21 protein-coding genes are annotated in these 20,373 nt (G+C 44.3%); 16 read left to right on the forward strand and 5 right to left on the reverse strand.

The window, feature by feature from the left end; translation table 11 throughout:
• Entirely contained in the window at positions 1–648 is a 648-nt protein-coding gene (locus FFM73_RS02115) for a CBS domain-containing protein (RefSeq protein ID WP_137630138.1), read from the forward strand.
• Between the two features lie 61 nt (positions 649–709).
• Here the strand turns inward: FFM73_RS02115 and trhA are convergent, their stop codons facing one another.
• Complete coding sequence (gene trhA, locus FFM73_RS02120; RefSeq protein WP_137630139.1) at positions 710–1,375, reverse strand: PAQR family membrane homeostasis protein TrhA; 666 nt, start codon at positions 1,373–1,375, stop codon at positions 710–712.
• A 207-nt stretch (positions 1,376–1,582) separates the two neighbouring features.
• On the opposite strand from trhA, the gene fakB reads away from it, so the two are divergent.
• The 5 genes from fakB (at position 1,583) to FFM73_RS02145 (ending at position 5,301) form a co-directional block, all read left to right on the forward strand.
• On the forward strand, positions 1,583–2,428 hold the full coding sequence (gene fakB, locus FFM73_RS02125) for a DegV family protein (RefSeq protein ID WP_137630140.1): 846 nt from the start codon (positions 1,583–1,585) through the stop codon (positions 2,426–2,428).
• 163 nt (positions 2,429–2,591) lie between these two features.
• Positions 2,592–3,503 carry a GDSL-type esterase/lipase family protein gene (locus FFM73_RS02130; protein WP_137630141.1) on the forward strand — a complete coding sequence of 304 codons (912 nt, stop codon included), beginning with the start codon at positions 2,592–2,594 and terminating at the stop codon, positions 3,501–3,503.
• A 22-nt stretch (positions 3,504–3,525) separates the two neighbouring features.
• The gene (locus FFM73_RS02135) at positions 3,526–4,152 is read left to right on the forward strand and encodes a YpmS family protein (protein ID WP_137630142.1); all 627 of its coding nucleotides are present in this window, start codon (positions 3,526–3,528) and stop codon (positions 4,150–4,152) included.
• Between the two features lie 14 nt (positions 4,153–4,166).
• Positions 4,167–4,385, forward strand: coding sequence for a YozE family protein (locus tag FFM73_RS02140; RefSeq protein ID WP_137630143.1), 219 nt, complete (start codon positions 4,167–4,169; stop codon positions 4,383–4,385).
• A 352-nt stretch (positions 4,386–4,737) separates the two neighbouring features.
• Positions 4,738–5,301, forward strand: a complete 564-nt coding sequence (locus FFM73_RS02145; RefSeq protein ID WP_137630144.1) for a hypothetical protein — start codon at positions 4,738–4,740, stop codon at positions 5,299–5,301.
• 125 nt (positions 5,302–5,426) lie between these two features.
• Here FFM73_RS02145 and FFM73_RS02150 read toward each other — a convergent pair whose 3' ends face one another.
• Complete coding sequence (locus FFM73_RS02150) at positions 5,427–5,759, reverse strand: AzlD domain-containing protein (protein ID WP_137630145.1); 333 nt, start codon at positions 5,757–5,759, stop codon at positions 5,427–5,429.
• Positions 5,746–6,453, reverse strand: a complete 708-nt coding sequence (locus tag FFM73_RS02155) for an AzlC family ABC transporter permease (RefSeq protein ID WP_137630146.1) — start codon at positions 6,451–6,453, stop codon at positions 5,746–5,748. Before FFM73_RS02155 ends, FFM73_RS02150 begins: the two co-directional genes overlap by 14 nt.
• Before the next feature lie 167 nt (positions 6,454–6,620).
• Between FFM73_RS02155 and FFM73_RS02160 the strand changes: the two genes are divergently transcribed.
• The 8 genes from FFM73_RS02160 (at position 6,621) to hslU (ending at position 15,293) form a co-directional block, all read left to right on the forward strand.
• Positions 6,621–7,190 (forward strand): helix-turn-helix domain-containing protein, encoded by a 570-nt coding sequence (locus FFM73_RS02160; protein WP_137630147.1) that lies wholly within the window; start codon positions 6,621–6,623, stop codon positions 7,188–7,190.
• Positions 7,191–7,457: 267 nt separating this feature from the next.
• A complete protein-coding gene (gene ylqF / locus FFM73_RS02165; protein ID WP_089137098.1) occupies positions 7,458–8,303 on the forward strand; it encodes a ribosome biogenesis GTPase YlqF in 846 nt (281 codons plus the stop codon).
• Positions 8,303–9,076: a ribonuclease HII gene (gene rnhB, locus FFM73_RS02170; RefSeq protein WP_137630148.1), complete on the forward strand. Its 774-nt coding sequence runs from the start codon at positions 8,303–8,305 to the stop codon at positions 9,074–9,076. Before ylqF ends, rnhB begins: the two co-directional genes overlap by 1 nt.
• Before the next feature lie 43 nt (positions 9,077–9,119).
• Positions 9,120–10,004, forward strand: coding sequence for a DNA-processing protein DprA (gene dprA, locus FFM73_RS02175; protein ID WP_137630149.1), 885 nt, complete (start codon positions 9,120–9,122; stop codon positions 10,002–10,004).
• 169 nt (positions 10,005–10,173) lie between these two features.
• Positions 10,174–12,291 (forward strand): type I DNA topoisomerase, encoded by a 2,118-nt coding sequence (gene topA, locus FFM73_RS02180; RefSeq protein WP_137630150.1) that lies wholly within the window; start codon positions 10,174–10,176, stop codon positions 12,289–12,291.
• Positions 12,292–12,381: 90 nt separating this feature from the next.
• Entirely contained in the window at positions 12,382–13,293 is a 912-nt protein-coding gene (gene xerC / locus FFM73_RS02185) for a tyrosine recombinase XerC (protein WP_137630151.1), read from the forward strand.
• 20 nt (positions 13,294–13,313) lie between these two features.
• Positions 13,314–13,856, forward strand: a complete 543-nt coding sequence (gene hslV, locus FFM73_RS02190) for an ATP-dependent protease subunit HslV (RefSeq protein WP_054655198.1) — start codon at positions 13,314–13,316, stop codon at positions 13,854–13,856.
• Positions 13,857–13,880: 24 nt separating this feature from the next.
• Positions 13,881–15,293 carry an ATP-dependent protease ATPase subunit HslU gene (gene hslU, locus FFM73_RS02195; protein ID WP_137630152.1) on the forward strand — a complete coding sequence of 471 codons (1,413 nt, stop codon included), beginning with the start codon at positions 13,881–13,883 and terminating at the stop codon, positions 15,291–15,293.
• 96 nt (positions 15,294–15,389) lie between these two features.
• On the opposite strand, the gene FFM73_RS02200 is transcribed toward hslU, so the two are convergent.
• Entirely contained in the window at positions 15,390–16,436 is a 1,047-nt protein-coding gene (locus FFM73_RS02200) for a zinc-dependent alcohol dehydrogenase family protein (RefSeq protein WP_137630153.1), read from the reverse strand.
• Positions 16,437–16,621: 185 nt separating this feature from the next.
• Here FFM73_RS02200 and FFM73_RS02205 point away from each other — a divergent pair, with 185 nt between their 5' ends.
• On the forward strand, positions 16,622–17,503 hold the full coding sequence (locus tag FFM73_RS02205; RefSeq protein WP_137630154.1) for an aldose 1-epimerase family protein: 882 nt from the start codon (positions 16,622–16,624) through the stop codon (positions 17,501–17,503).
• Between the two features lie 97 nt (positions 17,504–17,600).
• Here FFM73_RS02205 and plsY read toward each other — a convergent pair whose 3' ends face one another.
• A complete protein-coding gene (plsY, locus tag FFM73_RS02210) occupies positions 17,601–18,236 on the reverse strand; it encodes a glycerol-3-phosphate 1-O-acyltransferase PlsY (protein WP_137630155.1) in 636 nt (211 codons plus the stop codon).
• Positions 18,237–18,374: 138 nt separating this feature from the next.
• Here plsY and parE point away from each other — a divergent pair, with 138 nt between their 5' ends.
• The gene (gene parE, locus FFM73_RS02215; protein ID WP_137630156.1) at positions 18,375–20,360 is read left to right on the forward strand and encodes a DNA topoisomerase IV subunit B; all 1,986 of its coding nucleotides are present in this window, start codon (positions 18,375–18,377) and stop codon (positions 20,358–20,360) included.
• The last annotated feature ends 13 nt before the right edge of the window (positions 20,361–20,373 follow it).

The raw sequence follows: 20,373 nt of genomic DNA on the forward strand, positions 1-20,373 counted from the left end.
ATGAGTGTTGCAGATTACATGACAGCGAAGGTCATCGCTGTTTCACCAGAAACGAAGGTCAACATCGCTATTAATATGATGAAGGACCATCAGATCCACCGGTTACCAGTGATTGATGGCGACCAATTAGTCGGAATCGTAACGGAAGGCATCATTCGCGCAGCGTCACCGTCTAAAGCGACTAGTCTATCGATTTATGAAGTTAACTACCTCTTAAATAAAATGACCGTGGCAGATATTATGGAAAAAGATGTCAAAACGATTTCCCAAGATGCTCAGTTAGAGGATGCCATTTCGATGATGCGTCACCACGATATTGGTGTTTTACCGGTCGTGGATGGGGCCCAAGTGGTGGGAATCATTACCACGAATGATATTCTTGATGGGTTCTTGGATATTACAGATTACTTTGTGGATGCCACCGTGGTGCAAGTTATGATTGATCATGACCGCACGGGTGTCATTTATGAAATTGGCAAACTCATGGCAGATAACGGCTTTAATATTCAAACGTTGATTGTTACCCGTAACCTGGGTTCGATCATGATTGAAATGCACGTGGATAAAACAGCCGGCGACGGCGTTAAACAAGTGTTAGAGGATGCCGGCTATTCAGTCCGTTTAGTTGTTAATCAACAAGTTAATTAGTCAAAGAAAAAGGCGACAAACTCCTCAAAATAGGAATTTATCGCCTTTTGATAGGTTATTTTTAAGCGTACAGCAGCACTGAAAAGTACATTAGGATCGTGCCTAAAAGGACAAATAAATGCCAGATCACGTGGCCAAATTTAATCCCCTTAAAGCTATAGATCACGGCACCCACGGTAAAGGCAACGCCACCTAAAACGAGTAGCATGAAACCATGAAGGCCTAGGCCGACGAATAGCTGTTTGAATCCCAGCACACAGAACCAGCCCATGATCACATAAATAACGGTGGACAGTTTCTGAAATTTACCCAACCAAAGGCATTTGTAAATCACACCCAAAACGGCCATGGCCCAGATCACACCGAAGATCACCCAGCCTAACGTGCCTTTAATCACTACTAGGCAATAGGGCGTATAGGTACCCGCAATCAGTAAATAGATCGCACAGTGGTCAAAGATCTGAAATAGATGGCTAGCACGGGTGAAATACAGACTGTGAAAAAGCGTTGAGGCCAAGTAAAAGATTACCAGGATGGCACCGTAGATCGCGTAAGTGGTGATCCGCATGGCACCGCCTTCTTGGACCCCACGAATGATCAGCAGCACTAAGCCAGCAATGCTTAGACCAACACCAATCCCATGGGTAACGGCGTTGAGAACTTCATTAACGATCTGATACCTTTTTGAAGACTGTGATTTAGGTTTTAGGTGTTTCGATTGAATCATGGAACCCCTCCTTGACGGAAATAATGGATTATTTTAAGCCTGAAAGAATCGCTAATAGTCATGAAATAAGCTGATTACAAGCGTTTTCGCGCCTTGTTACACATTGGTTCATCTGCTATACTATTATCGAATAGTTTTCATGCGCTGCAAATAATTGTAGCATGAAAACACCTACAATGGGGAAGAAAGCGTGGTTATAAATCAATCATGGCAACTGTCAAAATAGTAACTGATTCTTCAGCTGGATTAACCGATGAAGAGGAAAAAAAGTACAATATTACAATCGTGCCTTTAACGGTCATGATCGATGATGTGGTTTATGTTGAACGCCATACCATCACTAATGATGAATTTATTAATAAAATGGAGCATTCCAAGGCATTCCCGAAGACCAGTCAGCCGCCATTAGGCGATTTCATTAAAGTCTTTGATGAACTAGGCGCCGATGGTAGTTCAGTCATCTGCATCAACATGATGGAATCTATCAGCGGGACGATCCATACCGCCGAACAAGCAGCGAAGATCTCCAAGACTGACGTCACTGTCTTTGATAGCGGCACAACTGATCGGGCACTGGCCTTTCAGTGTATTGAAGCTGCTAAGTTAGCCCAAAAGGGTGCTTCAGTTGATGAAATTTTGGCGCGAGTGAAGAAAGTTTCCGACAACACCCGGCTCTACATGGGTGTAATGACGCTGAATAACTTGGTTAAGGGTGGCCGGATCAACAAAATGACTGGTGCCATTTCATCATTACTGAACATTAAGATCGTGCTGCAAGTGGGTCAGGGTAATTTGAACATCCGGACCAAGGGCCGTGGCATGAAGACCATTGATCGGTTTTACGACAAGGTCTATGAACAAATGAAAAACACACCCAATATTAAAGCCATTGGCATTTCACATGTTCACGCTGAAGACATGGTGGATAATATCTTGAAACATATCCAGCCCATGTTTCCTAACATCGATATTTTAGTCCGCGAAACGGTACCAATCATTGCGACTCATGGTGGTCCAGGAGCCTTTGCGCTGGTTTATTATTTTGATGACTAGCAGTATTAAGCGAAATTTAATTAAAATTTAGTCCGCTAACGGCAATTAGCCGTTTAGAATGAATGAGATGACCTCAATGGCCATCTCATTTGTCATTTTAGCTGGTGAATCAACAGTTTATGGAATAATGCGTACGCGCTTAATTTAATGAGGGAGTTTTGATATGCAACGATTTTTTAAATGGGTTTCAGCTTTGCTCCTAATAGTGGTCATCATTGGTGGCGGGTGGTTTTGGCTTCAGCATCAGCCAAGTTCGGACAGTGCGTCTAATAAACGACCGATCATCCTTAAATCGGTCAAGGTGGTTGGTGTTGGCGATTCACTGACCCAGGGAATTGGTTATGACAATGATCATCAAGGTTACTTACCGATTTTGAGACAGCAACTGCGTCAAGACTACTACGTTAAGCCTAAGACCGCTAACTTTGGAATTGGCGGCCAGCGCAGTGATCAGATCGATCGACGGGTGCAGACGAATAAAAAGCTGCGCCGTGCTTTACGCCGTGCAGATGTGATCGCAGTCACGGCTGGTGGTAACGATCTATTGCAGGGATTAGAGAAAAATATTTTAGTAAACAGTGATGCACAGATGACGCAAAAAATGTTACCACTGAAAAATGAGTACCAGCAGAAACTGACGCAATTGATGGCTGACGTGCATGAAGTTAATCCCCGGGCGCAAGTTTATTTATTTGGGATCTATAATCCGGTGTACGTTTACTTTACGAACGCCACAATGATCAGTACGGCGGTTGATCAGTGGAATCAAGTTAACCGCCAAGTGGCTGACAGTCAATCCAAGACCCATTTCGTTGATGTGAAGTCAGCATTGACGTATGGTCAGTATCGATCAGCTAACGCACAGGCTAAACTGAAGGCTGAAAATCAGCAAAATGATCAGGCCTTTATTAACCCAGCCACGGTGGAAAAATTGCTTCAAACTCAAAATAACAAAGAAAAGAACGTTTATTTATCAACCGAAGATCATTTTCACCCCAATAAAAAGGGTTATAATGTGATGGCAACTCGGTTGAGTCATGAGATTCAAAATAACGTTAAATGGCCAAAACGGTAATGAAAGATTTTGAGGTGATGTTTTGAACACAGAAAGTCGTCAAGAACATGGTGTCACTAAAAAGAGCAGGAACCCCTGGAAATGGGCGTTCATTGTGCTGGTTGCACTGTTATTAATTGGTGCTGGAACCACGGCAGTTAAGCTGTTTTCTGCACCTAAAAATAGTATCACGCAAACCAGTGCGCCCGCCACTGCAGCTAGCTTTAACGTTAAGCTGGATAAAAAACAGTTCAACGCAATGGCTGCTTATTATTTAGGGCAGTTTCAAAATGAAAGTCAGCAAAAGGTTGACTATCAGTTTGCAGTCCACAACGATGCGGTCCTGACGGGGCAAACGAAATTACTGGGACTGCCAGTGAACTTTGGGTTATCACTAACCCCTAAGGTTTTAGCAAACGGTAACGTCCAGCTAACCGCTAAAAAATTAGCTGTCGGGCAATTAAACGTGCCAATTAGTGCGGTTTTAGGCTACATTCGCTCACAGTATAACGTTCCCAGCTGGATCGAATTAGACGTTCAGCAAAAAACGATTACAATGAACCTGCAGAAATTTAGAACCAATGGCGTGCAGTATCGCGCCGAAAAGATCGATATGAACGGTGCAGGCCAATTTGAGTTTAAGGTGCTAGTACCAAAACCGAAGTCATAAAGGGGTGATCATCAATGCGACAAAGTTTTTATCAATTTTTGATGACGCAGCGTAATCCTGAAGATTATGAACCAGTGGCTGAGTTTGCCAATAATGCCTTTTATGATCAGTCGTTTCCAAAACAGGAGACCCGTTTTGAACCTTTATCAAAATATTTGGAAGAAAATGCCAGCTACTTACCGTCCATGACGGTGTTTGATACAGCGTGGCAAATGTATTTGGAGCAAGATTAGCAGGCAGCTAAACGGTATATCTGACATTGAATGAAAAAGGCGTGTTCTTAACAGCGGTAAAATGAGTTGTAGTGAAATGTTATAACCAATTAGATAGATTTAAATAAGTTTCACGGTAATGGTCTGATTCCTGCATTCGACAGGGGTTAGACCATTTTTTATTAAGAAAATGCATTTATAATTAAACCAAAGTGCGTGTTCAAAAACTAACTATTTAGCTTAACGATGTTATAATCAATTTGGTAGCAAATGCTGATAAAGATTAGTCCTTTGATTCTGGTGGAGCACAATCCTTTACTGTTAATTTGAAATAAGTGAACCTGTCAAGAATATTACAAATGGGGGAATTAATATGGTTGAGAAGTATGTTGCTGATATTAAACCGTTAAACGATGCAGTAATTGGTACTAAAGCTCATGGAACTGCGGAATTTATCAATGATGGTGATGTGTTGCATATTAGTATCGAAATGTTTGATACACCAAAGAATATGCAACATTGGGAACACTTTCATGGATTCCCAGATGGTAAGGATGCACAAGTTGCTACTATGGCTCAAGATATTAATCATGATGGTGTTGTCGACCTACCTGAAACTGAGGCTGTGTCAGGGACGACAATGGTGCCATTTGATGCCAAACCGCATGAAATGAATATTCCAAATGATTCCTATCCGGTCTCTGATGGTCAGGGGCATTTTAAATATGAAAAAGACGTGTCACTGGCAGATCTCAAAGCGCAGTTTAAAACAGTCTTTGGCACAGACGATTTAGAGTTAGACAAGCGGGTGATCTATGTTCATGGTGTTCCAAACGAACTTAAGTTACCAGCGTCAACGGGGGGCAATTTGAATGAAAAGTACGATCAACACGTTACCTTGCCGATTGCAACGGGTAAGATCGTTAAAGCAAGTTAATTGAATTTAGGCCAACTTTAAAACAGCTCCATTCCGATAAGCATTGGAATGAAGCTGTTTTGAAGTTAAATACACCAGTGAAAAGTATGAACAGTATTTTTTAGTTAGAAACTGTTGGTCATTACTCACATTCCCACAACGAGTCTTAAGAACCCTAATGAGATAACGCCCACTACCACGGTGACCAGCAAGTTTTTGGAAATGACCGCACTCAATACTGTCGGTAAGGAAGCTAACAGGTTAGGCACGTTTAGTGATGGTAGGTGACCCAAATGCTGGATAAATAAATTTTCAAACCATAATACTGACATAATGGAAATTGGCACAAAGCTTAAAAATTCAACCATCTTTGCAGATAATCTAAACTTCTTTAAAATTACAAAAGGCATAATTCTACCTAACCAAGTAGCTAGTCCAGAGCCTAAAATTGTCAATAAAATAAAGTTAGAAGAAGGCATGTTTGATCACCACCCCAAATGCACAAGCAATTAATGTGATTACTAACGTCAATAGATTGGCGGGAATAAAAATGATCCCGATAAACGTTGCGACTAACACAAAGCCGACCACGAGTAGCTGTAAATTAAATTTAATTGATTTATCACTTACCAACTGTAGGTAAAGCAGGCCAATAAACATGGCAACTAAGGCAAAATTCAGGCCGAACTTATCGGGATTACTAATAAAGTTTCCCAATAAGGCACCCACCAATGAAGCAATTGCCCAGACGATATAGGCAAACAAATTCACCGTATTGAACCACGGAAAATTCAATTTTCGACCAGTATAGTTGATTTTATTCATGCCCAGGGCAAAACTTTCATCCGTTACCAGTCCGCCTAAAATGATATTTTTAAACAGGCTTTCCTTGCGAAAATAGGGGGCTAAGGTGGTGCTCATCAGGATCATTCGGGAATTTACCAAAAAGGCTGATAAAATAATCGAAATCATCGGACTATGTGTTACCAGCATGCTAATAATAATGAATTGTGAGGCACCGCCATACGTTATCAATGACATTAAGGTGATCATCAAGGGACTCAATCCGGAAGCCCTGCCGACGATCCCATACGCTAAACCAATTCCTATGTAGCCAAACACCGTTGGTAAGGTTTCCTTTGCTGCACTGGAAACCGTTAACTCATTATCCACAAATAATTTCCTCCGTTCTTAAGTTATTTTTAAACGATAAAGTAGTTATAATTGACTTTTGACAGCATTACCGTTTAAGATACTATACAGATGTATAATATATTGAACACTAATAAGACTTTAATGCATTTTTAATTCTATGTCAATAATAGTTAGGGAGTTTTACAATGAATATCGGCATAATTGTGAGTAAAAATCTGAAACGGATCCGCCACGAAAGAGGACTAAGCCTAACTGAACTTGCAACGCTTTCCGGTGTCAGCAAGGGCATGCTTTCACAGATTGAAAACAATGGCACTAGTCCCACAATCAATACGATTTGGAAAATTTGTATTGGATTAAACATACCGTATACGACGCTTTTGGAGGGCGACAATAATCCAACCAGTAATGTGATTAAAAAAGCTGAAATCCACAAGCAGCAGTCGCAAGATGGTCATTATCGAATCTACGGCTACTATTCCGATTCTCCTCACCATAACTTTGAGCTTTTTCAAATCGAATTGGATGAAGGTACCAGTTACACTTCGGTGGGGCATGCTAAAACCAATCAAAAACTCGACTCGGAAGAATACGTGATGGTTTTAGCTGGTCAGTTAACGTTGACAACTGGCAGTAAGCAACTGGTTTTAAATCAGGATGACGCCACGCGTTTTGATCCAACCAACCAGCATATTTACCAGAATTCTGGTAGTGGGCTCTTGAAGGCAATGATCATTAACTTCTATCCAGTATAAAACTGTTAAATTTTCTAAATTTAATGTGTACCCCCAAAGTTAAGCACAACTTTAGGGGTATTTTTACGCTCTGGGTGGCTATGATATGACGGATTCAATAACAGGTTTAAAGAAATAACTGTGGTAGAATAAGAGTGCTGATTTTCAAAACTCATTAGTAAAAAATTGGATGATGAGTAACGGAATATGATTTAAAAATGGTGTTTCTAAAAGTAAATGCTAAACAACAGGGTGTTACACACCTGATATGAAAGGAATTTAAACATTATGGCAACAATTCAATGGTTCCCCGGACATATGGCAAAAGCCATCCGCCAACTGGAAGAAAACTTACACGTGGTGGATATTGTGTTTGAGCTGGTTGATGCCCGTATCCCGCAAGCTTCACGTAATCCTGAGATTGAACGGCTGATCAAGGAGAAGCCGCATCTGGTGATCATGACTAAAAGTGATCTGGCTGATCCGGAAGAAACCACTAACTGGATCAAGGCGTTTAAAAAGCAGGGTTTACCGGCAATTGCGGTGGATTCTAAGGCGAATATCACCACTAAGACAATTACCCGTATTACGCAGTCCATTTTAGCGGACAAATTGGATAATGAATTGCAAAAAGGCCTGAAAGAACGGCCCATCCGTGCCATTACGGTAGGTATCCCCAACGTGGGTAAATCAACGCTGTTAAACCGGTTAGTTAATAAACGGGCGGCTCAAGTTGGCGACCGGCCTGGTGTGACGAAGGGTCAGCAATGGTTGCGCTCATCTTCTAAATTGCAGTTACTGGATACTCCAGGAATCCTGTGGCCTAAATTTGAGGACGAACGAACTGGTCAAGCGTTAGCCTTAACCGGTGCGATCAAAGACCAGCGTTTCGCCAGCGACGATGTAGCCTTATTTGCCTTAAAATTCTTTCGCGCCTATTACGAAGGTGCCTTACGTAAACGTTATAAATTAACTGATGATGATCTGGTTTTAAGCGATGTTGATCTCCTGCTTAAATTGACCAAGCAGTTCGGGATGAAAGATGATTATGACCGTGCCAGTGACCGGCTGATCTTGGACATTCGCAAGGGGAAGCTGGGCCGCTATACGGTGGATCGTACGGAGGAAGAATAATGAGTAAACCATTATCAATTCGCGAATTGACTCAGTTATTTCATGGCATTACGGCGGAAACAGATCCTTTGTTTCAGGAGTACGCAGATGATTCACGCACGGGCGTTCAAAAATTGATGCAAACCACTCATCATAGACTAGCTAAACTAGCCGAAGAAAAGCGCGCCTTTGAGCAGCGCTTTTTTTATGAACGCAAATACCGGCAGGAAGGTCATCGATTAATCGCCGGTATTGATGAGGTGGGCCGTGGCCCGCTGGCAGGACCGGTGGTGACCTGTGCAGTGATCCTACCCGATGATTTCGATGTGATCGAAGTCAATGATTCTAAGCAGCTTTCAGACCATCAGCGAGAACAATTATATCCGCGGATATTAGATCAGGCAATTGCGGTGGGCATTGGGATGCAATCGGCACAGCAAATTGATCAGCTCAACATTTATCAGGCCACTCGGGTAGCCATGCTGCAAGCAGTTACGCAGCTGCGAGTGCAGCCGGATCAACTGCTGATTGACGCCATGCAGATTGATAGTGATATTCCGCAGTTAAAGCTGATTCATGGCGACGCTAAGAGTGTCTCTATCGGGGCTGCTAGCATTGTGGCTAAGGTTTTCCGGGATCACCTCATGCAAAGCTATGACGTTTTATATCCGGACTACGAATTTGCTCATAATGCCGGTTATGGCACTAAAGCGCATTTGCAGGGCTTGAAAGATCTGGGACCTTCAAAAATTCACCGGCGGACGTTCGCACCAGTTTCAAACTATTTTAACTAACTCACCGTAGTTTGCTGAAAACTGACTATGAGGTGATTTAATCATGGATTTAAATCAATTTTTATTGCGTTTGCACTTAACCCCCGGCATTGGTATCAAAGGTGAGTACCGCGTTATTCAGTGGTTAGTTGAGCATCCGGGACAATTGAGAAATTTACTGCCAGCTAAAATTAGCGAAATTGCCGGAATTTTACCCCAGCACCGGTCGAAGTTTGAACAGGGGTTTATTTCTGATAAGATCAGTCAGGTATTAACACGACATGAAAATGAGTCGCGTTACCTGACTTTTTTTGATCCTGAATACCCGTTAATGCTAAAGGAGAGCTGGCTGCCACCGACCATCTTGTTTTATCAAGGTAATCTGGAGTTATTAAACGCACCGCAGTTACTAAGTATTGTCGGTAGCCGGCGAAGCAATGCTTATTCTGAAACGGTTTTGAATACCATTTTACCCAAGCTTACTGAAAATGGGTTGGTTGTGGTTTCAGGGTTAGCAGCCGGTGTGGACAGCCTCAGTCATCTGCTTACTCTGCGCAATCACGGTCACACGATCGGCGTGATTGCGACAGGCTTAAACCTCAGCTACCCAGCCAGTAGTCAAAAGTTGCAGCAGTACATGGCCCAGCATGAACTGGTGTTATCCGAATACCCGTTAGACGCGGTGGGTAAGCGATATCACTTTGTGGAACGGAATCGGATCATTGCTGGCTTAAGTCAGGCTACTTTAGTGGTGCAGGCCCAAGAAAAAAGCGGCAGTCTGATCACAGCTAATCTGGCACTGCAAAATAACCGGGATGTGATGGCAATTCCCGGCAGGATCGATGACCCGCTTTCCTGCGGGTGCAATCAGTTGATTCAGGCCGGTGCTAAAGCGGTTCTGTGCGCCGAAGACATTTTGGATGAATACCCATCGCTGAAGACTAAATAACCGGCATGAGACCGTTTATAATTTGGTAAAACGACATCCATTTGACATATAATATAGTAGTTTTTGCGAACTTTTTCAGTTGACAATCTAATTTTTATGAAATATGATGTGAAAGATTTAGTAATCTCGCATCAATCAATATTTACAACTCGATAGAAGGGGTAATTAGATGGCAGCAACAACAACTAAAAAAACTAAAACCACTAAAACTAAAAGAAGAAAAAACCGTAAAAAGCTGGTTATCGTAGAATCACCAGCCAAAGCCAAAACGATTGAAAAATACCTTGGCCGGACCTATAAAGTCATGGCTAGTCTTGGCCATGTCCGCGACCTGCCCAAGAGTAAAATGGGTGTGGACGTTGAAAATAATTATGAACCCCACTACATTTCGATTCGTGGCAAGGGCGATGTGATCAAAGAATTACGTTCCGAAGCCAAAAAAGCCAAACAAGTTTATTTGGCAGCTGACCCGGACCGTGAAGGAGAATCCATTGCTTGGCATTTATCTCATTTGTTAAATCTGGACCCGAACGAAAAAAACCGGGTCGTGTTTAACGAAATTACCAAGGATGCTGTTAAAGACGCGTTCAAAACGCCTCGAACCATTGATATGGATCTGGTGGATGCCCAGCAAGCTCGCCGAATTTTGGACCGCCTAGTGGGTTATTCCATTTCGCCACTGCTCTGGAAAAAGGTTAAAAAGGGACTCAGTGCTGGCCGAGTGCAATCGATTGCCTTAAAGCTAATCATTGACCGCGAAAACGAGATCAAAGTCTTCGTACCCGAAGAGTATTGGACCATTGAATCAGAATTTAAATTAAAGCGCAGTAAATTTGCTGCCAACTTTTATGGTTTAGACGGTAAGAAGCACGCTTTACCCGATAATGATGAAGTTCAAAAAGTATTGGCCAAGTTAGATCGTGACCAACCTTTTGATATCACTAAAGTTACTCGTAAGGAACGCAAACGGACACCGCAACCACCATTTACGACTTCAGCCATGCAACAGGAAGCCAATAAAAAGCTGAACTTCCGGACTCGTAAGACGATGATGGCTGCTCAGCAACTGTATGAAGGCATCAACATTGGTAAGGAAGGTTCTCAAGGGCTAATTACCTATATGCGGACCGACTCTACCCGAATCTCAGTGATTGCGAAGCACGAAGCATCGTCCTTTATTCATGAAAAATACGGAGCTGAATACGCAGCCACTAAACCAATTAAGGGTAAGTTACCAGAAGGCGCCCAAGACGCCCATGAAGCCATTCGGCCATCATCCGTCTACCGGACACCAGCCGACCTAAAGCAGTATCTGACTAATGACCAGTACAAACTCTATTCGTTGATCTGGAACCGGTTCATGGCCAGTCAAATGACCAACGCCATGATGGATACCATGGCGGTCACCATTGAGCAAAATGGGGTTACCTTTAGAGCTAATGGTTCTAAACTTAAATTTGAAGGTTTTTTGAAGGTCTATAAGGACGGTAAGGAAAAGGACAACCTGTTGCCTGACCTAAAGGAAGGCGACCTGTTGACCTTATCTAAGACTGATCCAGCGCAACACTTTACCCAGCCACCGGCACGTTTCTCTGAAGCCAACCTAATCAAAGCGCTGGAAGAAAATGGGGTGGGCCGGCCATCAACGTATGCACCAACCTTGGATACCATTCAGCGTCGGTACTACGTCAAATTAGTGGGGCGTCGTTTTGAACCGACTGAACTGGGCGATATCGTCAATACCATTATTCAAGACTATTTCCCAGACATCGTTGACATTAACTTTACGGCTGGTTTGGAAAAGCAGCTGGATGGTATTGAAGAGGGCGAGCAGGACTGGGTCAAAGTTGTGGATACCTTCTATAAACCATTCTCTAAAGAAGTGAGCCACGCTCAAGATACCATCGAAAAGATTCAGATCAAGGACGAACCAGCTGGCTTTGATTGTGACATTTGCGGTGCCCCAATGGTAATTAAGATGGGCCGTTACGGCAAGTTTTACGCTTGTTCCCGGTTCCCAGATTGCCGCAATACTAAACCGATCGTTAAAGAAATCGGTGTGGTTTGCCCGAAGTGTCATAAGGGTCAAGTCATCGAAAGAAAATCCAAGAAGAACCGGTTGTTTTACGGCTGTTCCCGCTATCCTGACTGTGATTTTGTCACCTGGGATAAGCCAATTGGCCGTGATTGTCCAAAGGATGGTCACTTCTTAGTTGAAAAGAAGATCAAGGGCGGCGTTCAAGTCATTTGTCCAAACGGCGACTACGAAGAACCCGTTCAAAAATAGTTACAAGAAAATTAAGTTTGACCAACCTTGACCAAATGTATTGCATCGGGGTTGGTTTTTTGTTAAATTATCATCATGGAGGTGGTTAACATGGCAACACCAGTTGAATTGTTTATCACCTACCTGGAAAGCGAACGGCAATATTCACCAGAAACTGTTAAAGCTTACCGTGAGGATCTAGCCGCTTTTCAAAAGTTCTTAACTGACACCGGTGGCACTACTGATCTATTAGCGGTGTCAAAGCTGGATGTCCAAGTGTATCTCAGTCAGCTATACGATGAACACAAGGCCCGGACAACGATTGCCCGTAAAATTTCCAGTTTACGGTCCTTTTACGATTTCTTGATCCGCGAAGACCAAGTAAAGGTCAATCCGTTTGCTTACGTCACGTTGAAGAAGCGTCCGCAGCCGTTGCCGCGATTTTTCTACGAAAAGGAAATGACGGCGCTGTTCAAAGCAGCTAAGGAAAATCCGGATGCTGCGTTAGCCAAGCGGGATTCCGCCATTTTGGAAGTCCTGTATGCCACCGGCATTCGGGTCAGTGAACTGTGCGGGTTAACGTTAACGGCGATTGATTTTGACGGTCAGCTGATGCTGATTCATGGGAAGGGCAACAAGGAGCGCTACGTGCCCTTTGGCAACTATGCTAAAAACGCGCTATTGACCTATTTAAAGTCGACCAGAGAGTCGCTAATGGCCCAGTACCATAAACAGCACGAGATCGTCTTTATCAATCATTACGGTGATCCCATCACGCCCACGGGAGTGGAATACGTGCTGAATCAAATGATTGACCGTAGTACTTTGACCGGTGACATTCATCCGCATATGTTGCGGCACACGTTTGCCACGCATTTGCTGAACCATGGCGCTGATTTACGGACGGTACAGGAACTCTTAGGCCACAGCAGTTTGTCGACGACTCAGATCTATACTCACGTGACGAAATCACAGCTTCAACGGGATTATCGCCGTTTCTTTCCACGTGCTACTCATGATTAAAGAAAGCAGGGGTTTTATACATGCCAGTAAAATTTGAGGCAACCACCATCGTTGCCGTGCGTCATAATGGGCACAATGCCATGGCCGGCGACGGTCAAGTTACGATGGGTGAAAAAGTCATCATGAAGGGAACTGCACATAAAGTTCGCCGGATTTACAACGATAAAGTCGTTGTTGGTTTTGCGGGCAGTGTAGCAGACGCCTTTAAACTTGAAGAAAAATTTGAAGCCCGCTTGAACGAATTTAGCGGCAACTTGGAACGAGCTGCCGTGGAACTGGCTCAAGACTGGCGTTCAGATCAAAACTTACAAAAACTAGAAGCACTGCTAATTGTCATGAACGATAAGGATATGTTGCTAGTCTCCGGTTCCGGTGAAGTGATCGCCCCAGATGATGACATTTTAGCTATCGGTTCCGGCGGTAATTTTGCCCAAGCGGCCGCAACTGCTTTACACCACCATGCTAAGGACATGAGTGCTAAAGAAATTGCCGAAACGGCCATTGGTATTGCCGGTGATATCGATATCTTTACCAACCACAACATTATTTCTGAAGAATTATAAACCCAACAGAAAGCAGGGATTTGATTGGATCCAATTACAAAAACACCACGCGAAATCGTTTCGTTGCTTGACCAGTATATTATCGGCCAGGACGCTGCTAAAAAGTCGATTGCGATTGCGTTACGTAACCGTTACCGCCGGATGCAGCTTTCACAAGATATGCAAGATGAAATTACACCCAAAAACATGCTGATGATCGGCCCGACTGGGGTTGGTAAGACTGAACTGGCACGACGGTTAGCTAAAATTGTCAAGGCACCGTTTGTCAAAGTCGAAGCCACTAAGTTTACCGAAGTCGGTTACGTCGGCAGCGACGTTGAATCGATGGTTCGTAACCTAGTTGACGTTTCCGTTAAGATGGAAAAGGACTCTCAGTTCGAAAACGTCCGGGCAGAAGCCACTAAACGGGCAAACAACCGGTTAGTTAAATTATTAGTTCCAGGGAAGAAACCTAAGCAAAATCAACAGGCTGACTTTTCTAATCTGATGAACATGTTTTCACAGATGCAAAAGGGTGATATGCCTACCGCTGAACAGCCCAAAGAAGAAATTACTGACGAGGTCAAAAACCAACGAATGTCCGTTTCTGATCAGCTAGCTCACGGGCTATTGGAAAACTCCGAAGTCACTATTGAAATGGATGATCCGCAGCAGTCAATGGCCGGCAGCAACCCCATGATGAACCAAATGGGCATTGATCTGGGATCAACGTTAGGCCAAATGATTCCTAAGAAGCGCATCAAGCGCACGGTACCGGTTTCTGAAGCACGTGAAATTTTGATTCAAGAAGAATCTGAAACTTTAGTAAACGATGCCGATATCAACCACGCTGCCATTGAACGGGCGCAAAACACCGGGATCATCTTTATTGATGAAATCGATAAAATTACCTCAACATCGAAGCAAAACAGCGGTGAAGTTTCCCGTGAAGGTGTCCAACGTGACATCTTACCAATCGTTGAAGGCACCCAAGTTCAAACTAAATACGGTGCCATCGATACGGATCACATTTTGTTCATTGCTTCCGGGGCCTTTGCCGAAAGCAAACCCAGTGACCTAATTGCTGAACTGCAAGGCCGCTTCCCAATTCGGGTGGAACTGGACGAATTGAGCCAAGAAGACTTTGTTAAGATCTTGACGGAACCGAATAACGCCTTGATCAAGCAGTACATTGCTTTGATTGGTACGGATAACGTGAAGGTGACCTTCACGATTGAAGCTATCAACCGGATTGCTGAGTTGGCTTACCAGTTGAACCATGAGAACCAAAACATTGGTGCCCGTCGTTTGCATACCGTACTTGAAAAATTACTAGAAGACCTGCTCTACGAAGGGCCAGATATGCAGATGGGTGACATCACCATTACCGAAAACTACGTAAATGATAAAATTGGCAACATTGTTAAGAACAAAGATCTGTCACGTTATATTCTCTAATTCTTGTGACTTTAAACTAAAAACGCCTAATTACTTCAAAATAGTAATTAGACGTTTTTGTTAACTAATCAATTTTATGATTACTGAAACTGGAGATTAATCTTCACCAATCTTTAAAACACAGGCACCGCGGATATCGCCTTTTTTGACGTAACGTAAAGCTTCATCCGCTTTATCGAACGCGTATGGTGTGGTTTCTGGATGGATGTCCAGCCGATCAGCTAGCTTTAAGAATTCCTCGCCATCATGACGGGTGTTGGATTCCACACTAGTAAGGTTCTTTTCGTGAAAAATGTGATTTTGATAATTCAACGGTGGAATATCGGTCAGGTGAATACCAGCCAGAGCTAGCGTGCCACCAGGTGCCAAGCCTTCCAAAGCAGTGGGGACAATATCGCCAACTGGCGCAAAGATGATCGATGAATCCAGTTTAACAGGTGGCAGATCATAAGCACCGGCAGCTGATTTAGCCCCCAGTGACAGCGCAAATTTGCGAGCATCCTTACCACGGGTCAGAACGTGAACTTCAATACCTTGATCAATGGCTAATTGCGCGGTGATGTGTGCTGAACCGCCAAAACCGTATAAACCTAACCGACCGCCAGCTGGTACGTTAGCCCGCCGGAAAGCCCGGTAGCCAATGATTCCAGCACAGAGCAGTGGTGAAGCGGTTTGCGAATCAAACCGTTCTGGAATGCGGTAGGCAAATCCTTCTGGCACTGTGGTATATTCCGCGTAACCGCCATCGTGATCCCAGCCCGTGTACTTAGAGTTCGGGCAGAGGTTTTCACGCCCTGAACGGCAGTACTGGCAAACGCCACAGGTCCAGCGCAGCCACGGCACACCGATCCGATCGCCCAGTTCAAAGCGGTGGGCGTCAGGGCCGATTGCGACCACTTCGCCGACGATTTCGTGTCCCGGGGTCACATGGTCTTGATGGACCGGCAAGTCACCCTCAGAGACATGTAAATCGGTGTGGCAGACACCGCAAGTCAATACCCGGACTAAAACTTCACCGCGCTGTGGTGTTGGAACCGGCTTCGTGGTAAATTCCAGCGGGCTTTTTTCACCATCAATGGGGCCTGGTTCAGTAACAGCCCAAGCACGCATGGTGGTTGGTAAATTAGAAACAGATTTAGTCATCATTATCGCCTCTCATGAAAGTTCAACTTTCAATTTAGTTTAATTGTAGTCAGGTTGATAGTTACGCGCAAGCGAATTCATCGCCAATCGAGATTAGCATCAGACAAACTGAGTTAATCGGTTGAAAGGGGTTACTCAATGGTCTATACTAATCTTGAAGATTGGTTAGAAATGGGGTAAAAAACGTGATTGAACTTAAAAATGATGATTTACGCGTTAAGGTGAATGAACACGGTGCTGAACTGAGCAGCGTCCAGAGTGTGGGCGATAAGATCGAATATATGTGGCAGGCGGATCCTAAGTTTTGGGGCCGTCACGCACCGGTCTTATTTCCCATCGTTGGTCGTTTAAAGGATGATCAGTACACCGTTAACGGTAAGACCTATCATATGACGCAGCACGGCTTTGCTCGCGACATGGACTTTATGGTGATTGAGCACGAAGATGATCACGCCGTTTTCCAGCTGAATGCCACTGATGAGACCCGCGAAAAGTATCCCTTTGATTTTGATCTCCGGGTATCCTTTACCCTTGAAGCACACACGCTGTCGGTCCACTATACAGTGACTAACCCCAGCAGTGATGTCACGCTACCATTTTCAATTGGCGGTCATCCGGCCTTTAACGTTCCCTTGGAACCGGGTCAGGGTGATTTCTCAGATTACTTCGTGACCGTAGCACCGAAAAAAGCTTACCCGCAGATTCCGTTAGTGGGACCGTATAATGACGTCAAGCACGAAAAAACGTTGAATTTGACGACGCCCATGACCCTTGACCACGATCTATTCGACCGTGACGCTTTGATTCTTGACTTAGACCACGTTGAAACAACGTTAATGTTAAGCACGCAGTTAAACGATCACGGGGTGGCGTTGACCCTTCAAAATGCCCCTTATGTGGGTATCTGGTCACCCTATCCTAAACGGGCACCGTTCGCTTGTTTGGAACCATGGTGGGGCATTGCTGACAACGTTGACAGCGATGGTCAATTCACTGACAAGATGGATCTTCAGTCGGCTGGACCTAAAAAATCCTTTAACGCCGGTTTTCAGATTCGCTTCTTCTAAAATTTAAAATTAACCTAAAAAAGGAGCTATGCCAAAAAATGATTTTGACATAGCTCTACTTTTGCCTATAAACTAGTAATTATGATGCTAACGGTACTTAATCTTGTTTTTGGTGCTGTTGCTGCCGGTGTTTGTTGCCTAGACCAAACGAGACCATGCTTTCCGTTCCGTTCTTGATGCGCACGATGTTCGTCCGGTGCCGCCAAAACACGAAGATCGTGAGGCAAACGGCTAGGGCTGACAGGTACCAATCTTGAATAACGAAGCATAAAATTGTGATAATCGTAAAACTAATCATTGACGCCAGGCTAACCATGCTGGTTAAATAGATAAGGCTAACAAAACAAGTTGCCGCGATCACAAAGAGCAACGGGTTGTAAGCGAGTAACATTCCCGCACTGGTTGCAACGGCCTTACCGCCCTTAAAATGATCAAAGATCGAAACCGTGTGGCCAAGAATTGCCATCAGGCCGAACAGTAACAGCATTGGTGAATGCGGACTAACGTGCAGAAACCAGACTGGTAATAGCGTGGCAACCGTGCCCTTGGCGAGATCTAAGACCAAAACGGCACTGCCGGCAGCTGGGCCGAGGACCCGAAAGGTATTCGTGGTGCCAATGTTGCCGGAGCCGGCTGTTCTAATGTCGGTGTGAAAGAATCCCTTACCGATCCAGACACCATTTGGAATCGCGCCTAAGAGGTAGGCAATTAATAATAAAAGTGCGAGTTTCAAGTTTCATTCCTCCATTGTTATAATGACGTGTCACGGCTAATATTTTAGCATGTTTCCCAGTACTTAACAGAATAATTTTAGCGGTATCACGCTTTTAAAGTCAATCTTAGAAGATAAAAATTGAAAGGGGTCTTTTTGGTGCCGAGTAAAAAAACAACTTATGATGATTCATCGATCCAGGTTCTAGAAGGACTTGAGGCTGTTCGTAAACGGCCAGGGATGTATATTGGGTCGACTGATACCCGCGGATTGCACCATTTAGTCTACGAAATTGTTGATAACGCAGTTGACGAAGCCTTAGCTGGTTTTGGTAAAGAAATCAACGTGGTTATTGAAGCGGATAACAGTATTACCGTCACTGATCAAGGACGTGGCATGCCAGTGGGAATGCACGCATCTGGTAAGCCCACACCGGAAGTGATCTTAACGGTGCTGCACGCCGGTGGTAAGTTTGGCCAGGGCGGCTATAAAACGTCTGGTGGCCTTCACGGGGTCGGTGCCAGTGTTGTTAACGCATTGTCTTCTGAACTGACCGTTAACATTGTCCGTGACGGCAAGATGTATGAACAGCAGTTTAAAGACGGCGGTCATCCGATAACGACGCTGATCAAAAAGGGTAAGACCCGTAAGCCGACTGGAACCAAAATTCACTTTAAGCCGGACAGTACCATTTTTACGACTACGGTCTTTAACTTCAATACGCTAGCTGAACGTCTCCGTGAATCGGCCTTTTTACTGAAGGGTGTTAAGATTACCCTCACTGATAAGCGGAAGGGTCAGGAACGCGAAGAAATCTACCATTTCGAAGATGGAATTAAAGAGTTCGTTGCGTACTTGAACGAAGATAAAGAGACCTTGGGCGATGTCATGTACTTTGATGGCAGCAAACAGGGCGTTGAAGTGGAAGTAGCCGCGCAATATAATGACGGCTACTCAGAGAACCTGCTTTCCTTTGTTAACAACGTTCGGACACCGGATGGCGGGACTCACGAAGCTGGAATGCGCAGTGCCTGGACTAAGGCGTTCAATGAATATGCCCGCAAGGTCGGTTTGCTGAAGGAAAAGGATAAGAACTTAGATGGTTCCGATGTGCGTGAAGGCCTTTCAGCGGTCATTTCATTACGGGTCCCTGAAGCAATCTTGCAGTTTGAAGGGCAGACTAAGGAAAAACTGGGCACACCAGAAGCACGAGCCATCGTTGACAGTGTCGTCAGCGAACAGCTAGGCTACTACTTAATGGAAAATGGTGAATTTGCCCAAATGCTGGTTCACAAGTCACTGCGGGCCCGAACTGCACGAGAGGCTGCTCGTAAAGCCCGTGATGAGACCCGTTCTGGCAAGAAGCATAAGCATAAGGAACGGTTATTATCCGGTAAATTAACACCAGCACAATCTAAAAATGCCGATAAAAACGAACTCTTCTTAGTCGAAGGTGATTCTGCCGGCGGTTCTGCCAAACAGGGCCGGAACCGTAAATTCCAAGCTATTTTGCCCTTACGTGGGAAGGTTTTGAACACTGAAAAGGCTAAATTGGAAGACGTCATGAAAAACGAAGAACTCAACGCCATGATCTACACGATCGGTGCGGGTGTGGGGTCGGAGTTTAATATTGAAGACGCTAATTATGACAAGATCATTATTATGACCGATGCCGATGATGATGGTGCCCATATTCAAATTTTGCTGTTAACGTTCTTCTACAAATACATGCGACCGATGATCAATGCTGGTCGCGTCTATATCGCACTGCCACCGCTGTACATGATTCAAAAGAGCGGTAAGAAGCAGACCGATGAATATGCTTGGACTGATGAAGAGTTAGCTACCAAGACGAAGAATTTGAAGGGTTACAAATTGCAGCGGTTCAAAGGCCTTGGTGAAATGGATGCCGAGCAGCTCTGGGCCACCACGATGAATCCGGAAGGCCGGACGCTGGTTCGTGTCCGAATCGATGATCCAGCACTAGCTGAACGGCGAGTCACAACGCTGATGGGAGATAAAGTTGAGCCCCGGCGGAAGTGGATCGAAGAAAACGTGGCCTTTACCATGGAAGAGGATGGCAGTATCCTCGATAATAATTTAGCTAACGAGGCGCATCACGAGCCGACATCAACGACGAAATAGGTATGAAAGGAGT

Source organism: Secundilactobacillus hailunensis (assembly GCF_005405185.1).
Classification (GTDB): Bacteria; Bacillota; Bacilli; order Lactobacillales; family Lactobacillaceae; genus Secundilactobacillus; species Secundilactobacillus hailunensis.